Origin of the sequence: Streptomyces sp. NPDC059247 (genome assembly GCF_042754005.1) — a bacterium.
GTDB lineage: Bacteria > Actinomycetota > Actinomycetes > Streptomycetales > Streptomycetaceae > Streptomyces.
In genome coordinates this window covers 1-4,639 of record NZ_JBHYZW010000054.1, presented here as the reverse complement: position 1 = coordinate 4,639, position 4,639 = coordinate 1, and the positions used below count along the sequence as shown (strand labels likewise).

Genomic DNA, 4,639 nt, shown 5'->3' with positions numbered 1-4,639 from the left:
TACACCCGGGGCGTCCCCGTCGACTGGCGCACCCTCTACGCCGGGACCGGCGCCCGCCAGGTCCCGCTGCCCACCTACGCCTTCCAGCGCCGCCGCTACTGGCTCGAACCCCGCCCCGCCACCGAGGCCCACGACACCGGTGCCCCCACCTCCGGCCACCCGGTCCTCGGCTCGCCCATCACCGTGGCGGGCTTCAACCAGATCCTGTTCACCAGCCGCCTCTCCCTGAAGAGCCACCCCTGGCTCGCCGACCACGTCGTCCTCGGCTCACCCGTCCTCCCCGCCTCGGCCCTGGTCGAACTCGCCATCCACGCGGGCGACCTGATCGGCCACCCGGCACTCGACGAACTCAACCTCCAGGTGCCGCTGGTCCTCCCGGAGGAAGGCAACATCCAGCTCCAGGTCAGGGCCGGAACCCCGGACGACACCGGACGCCACTGCCTGTGCCTGTACTCCCGCCCCGACGACTTCGACGCCCCCTGGACCATGCACGCCGAAGGCTGGTACCTGACCGAGGAGCCCGAGGTCGCCGCCTCCCTCACCTGGAACGACGACACGACGGGCCGGACCACGGAGATCCAGCTCCCCGAAGGACTCCAGTCCGACGCCGGACGGTACGGACTGCACCCGGTGCTGCTCCAGGCCGCCCTGCCGACCCGCCCCGAGAACCCGGCCGCCGGGACGATCCCGGTCCCCGCCGACTGGTACGGCGTACGGCTCCACTCCACCGGCGCGACCGCCGTCAGGGCCCGGGTCACGGAGATCGACGACGACTCCTTCTCGCTCCAGCTCGCCGACGCGGCCGGTGACCTGGTCGTCTCGGTGGAGTCCATCGTCTTCCGCGACATACCCAACGAGCAGTTCAGGGCCGCCGTGGGCGGCGACAGCACGGGCCGCGAATCACTGTTCCACCTGGACTGGACACCCACCGCGCTCCCACAGCCCGCCGAACCGCTCGCCTGGGCCGTCCTGGACACGGACACCGGCGGACGCGGCACGGGCGGCGGGACCCGCTATCCGCACCCGGCGGCCGTGGCCGAAGCCCTCGCCTCCGGCATCCGCATCGACGCCGTCCTGCTGCCGTGGACCCCCGCGGGCCCTGCGGCCGACCAGGCCGCCGCCACGCACACCGCCACCCGGAAGGCCCTCACACTGGTACGGGAGTGGCTGGCCGACGAGCGCCTCGGGGCGACCCGGCTCGTCGTCGCCACCTCGGGCGCGGTCGCCACCTGCGAAGGGGAGGACGTCACCGACCTGGCGGGCGCCGCCGTCTGGGGCCTGCTCCGCTCGGCCCAGTCGGAAGCCCCGGACCGCATCGTCCTCGTCGACACCGACACCGACACCGCCGCCGACACTGCCGCAGGCACCGACACCGGCGTACGTACGGACACGGGCGACAGCACCGGCACCGGCCCGCTCTCCGCCCTCCTCGCCTCCGGCGAACCCCAGGCCGCCCTCCGCGACGGAACCACGCTCCTGCCCCGGCTGCGACGCGTCCCCGCCACCGCCCCGCCGCCCGGCCGCACCCCCGTCTGGAAACACGGCACGGTCCTGGTCACCGGCGGCACCGGCACCCTCGGCGCCGAGTTCGCCCGGCACCTCGTCGCCGAGCACGGCGCCGCCCGGCTCCTGCTGCTCTCCCGCACCGGCGAACAGGCCGACGGCGCGGCGGGACTCCTCGACGACCTGCGGGGCATCGGCGCCCACGTCACCGTCGTCGCCTGCGACGCCGCCGACCGCGACGCGCTCGCCCGCGTCCTGGCGAGCATCCCGCCGGAGCACCCGCTGACCGCCGTCGTCCACACCGCGGGCGTCCTCGACAACGGGCTGATCCCCGCACTCACCGACGACAGGCTCGCCGCCGTGCTGCGCCCCAAGGCGGACGCGGCCTGGCACCTGCACGAACTGACCCGCCACCTGGACCTGGAGGCGTTCGTGACGTTCTCCTCCACCGTCGGCGTCCTGGGCGGACCCGGCCAGGCCAACTACGCGGCGGCCAACGCCTTCCTGGACGCCCTCGCCGCCCACCGGCACGCGCGGGGCCTGCCCGCGACCTCCCTGGCCTGGGGCCTGTGGCAGCTCGGCGGCATCAACGCCCACCTGACCGAGAGCGACCTCAACCGCTTCGCCCGCGACGGCTTCCGCCCGATCGCCCGCGTCGAGGGCCTCTCCCTGTTCGACCGGGCCACCGGCGACGGACGGCCCGCGCTCGTCGCGACCCCCGTGGGAGTGTCCGCCGTACGGGCCCAGGCCCGTGTCCCCGCGCTCCTGACCGAACTGGCGGCCCTGCCGGGCCGCCGCGTCGCCCGGTCGGAACCCGCCGACCCGGCAGCCGACCCGGCATCCGGCCTCGCCGCCCGCCTGGGCGAACTGAGCGAGGTGGAACAGGAACAGCTCCTGCTGACCCTCGTCCGCACCGACGTCGCCGCGGTCCTCGGCCGCACCGACGCCGACTCCATCGCCCCGGACCGCGCCTTCCAGGACCTCGGCTTCGACTCCCTCACCGCGGTCGACCTGCGCAACCGGATCGCCACCGCCACCGGGGTCAAGCTCCCCGCCACCCTCGTGTTCGACCACCCCACCCCGGCGGCCCTCGTCACGCTCCTGAGGGACCGCCTCGCCCCGCAGGCACCCGACGCCCGCCAGACGCTCCTCGACGAACTCGACCGGATGGAAAGGAAACTGGCCGCCGTCTCGGGGGACGACCAGGACCGCTCGGCCGTCTCCGCCCGGCTGCGGGCCCTGCTGTCCCGCGTCGAGGGGACCGACAGCCCGGCCGCCGCACCACCCGGCACCGACGCGTCCGACGCCATCGAAGCCGCCTCCGTCGACGAGCTCCTCAGCTTCATCGACAACGAACTCGGCAGCTCCACCCCCTAGGCGCCGGTCCGCCCCGGTGGCGGACGGCCCCCAGCGCCGGTCCGGCGGACCCCCTCCGCCGGACCGGCCCCCCGCCACTCAGCCTTCGCCCGAGGAGAGCACGAACCCGATGTCCAACCCGTCGAACGAAGAGAAACTGGTCGAGTACCTGAAGCGGGTCACGGTCGACCTGCAGAAGGCGAACCGCAGGATCGCCGCCCTGGAGGCGGCCGACTCCGAGCCGATCGCCGTCGTCGGCATGGCCTGCCGCTTCCCCGGCGGAGTGGCCTCCCCCGACGACCTGTGGCGGCTGGTCGCCGACGGCACAGACGCCATCACCGACTTCCCCACCGACCGGGGCTGGGACCTGGAACGCCTCTACGACCCCGACCCGGGCCGCGCGGGCACCTCCTACACCCGAAGGGCGGGGTTCCTGCACGACGCCGCCCTCTTCGACGCCGGGTTCTTCGGGATCTCGCCCCGCGAAGCCCTCGCCATGGACCCGCAGCAGCGCCTCCTCCTGGAGACGTCGTGGGAGGCGTTCGAGCAGGCCGGGATCGACCCCGACACCCTGCGCGGCAGCCGTACGGGCGTCTTCGCGGGCATCATCGAGCAGAGCTACCTGGGCCTGGAAGGCCCCGAGGAGTTCGAGGGCTACCTGCTGACCAGCAAACTCAGCAGCGTCGCCTCCGGCCGGGTCGCCTACAGCCTCGGTCTCGAAGGCCCCGCCCTCTCCGTCGACACCGCCTGCTCCTCCTCGCTCGTCGCCCTCCACCTCGCGATCCAGTCGCTGCGCTCCGGCGAGTCCGACCTCGCCCTGGCGGGCGGTGTGACGGTGACCGCGACCCCGGGCGGATTCGTCGACTTCTCCCGGCAGAGCGGCCTCGCGCCCGACGGCCGCATCAAGTCCTTCTCCGCCGACGCCGACGGCACCTCGTGGTCGGAAGGCGTCGGGATGCTCCTCGTGGAGAAGCTGTCCGACGCCCGCCGCAACGGCCACCGGGTCCTGGCCGTCATCCGGGGCTCCGCCGTCAACCAGGACGGCGCCTCCAACGGCCTCACGGCCCCCAACGGCCCCTCCCAGGAGCGGGTCATCCGCCAGGCCCTCGCCGACGCGGGCCTGACCCCCGCCGACGTCGACGCCGTCGAGGCCCACGGCACGGGCACCCGGCTCGGCGACCCCATCGAGGCGCAGGCACTCCTCGCCACCTACGGACAGGACCGGCCCGAAGGCCGCCCGCTCTACCTCGGCTCCCTGAAGTCGAACATCGGGCACACCGTCGCCGCCGCCGGAGTCGGCGGCGTCATCAAGATGATCCAGGCCATGGAGCACGGCGTCCTGCCCCGCACCCTGCACGTGGAGCACCCCACGCCGATGGCGGACTGGGACTCGGGGGCCGTCGAACTGCTCACCGAGGCCCGCGACTGGCCGGAGACCGAACGCGCCCGCAGGGCCGCCGTCTCCGCCTTCGGCGTCAGCGGCACCAACGCGCACGTGATCATCGAGCAGCCGCCCGCGCGGGAGCCCGCACCGGCCGGGGGGACCGGGACGGAGCCGGCCGCGACGGCCGACCTGCCCGTGATCCCCTGGCCGGTGTCGGCCAGGACCCCGGACGCCCTGCGGGAGCAGGCCCGCCGCTTCCTCGACCACGTCACGGCCGACACCACCCTCTCCCCCCTGGACGTCGGCTACTCCCTGGCGACCGGGCGCGCGGCCCTCGACCACCGCGCGGTGGTGACCGGCCGGGACCGCGGAGAACTCCTCGCGGGGATCCGGGCG

At 74.5% G+C, this 4,639-nt stretch carries 2 protein-coding genes; both read left to right on the top strand.

Annotation, left to right across the window (positions count from 1 at the left end; translation table 11 throughout):
* Positions 1–2,880: type I polyketide synthase (locus ACFXGN_RS32730; RefSeq protein ID WP_384866068.1), on the top strand; the 2,880-nt coding region annotated here is incomplete at its 5' end.
* A 109-nt stretch (positions 2,881–2,989) separates the two neighbouring features.
* Positions 2,990–4,639 (top strand): type I polyketide synthase (locus ACFXGN_RS32725; protein WP_384866066.1); only part of this gene is annotated, 1,650 nt, incomplete at its 3' end.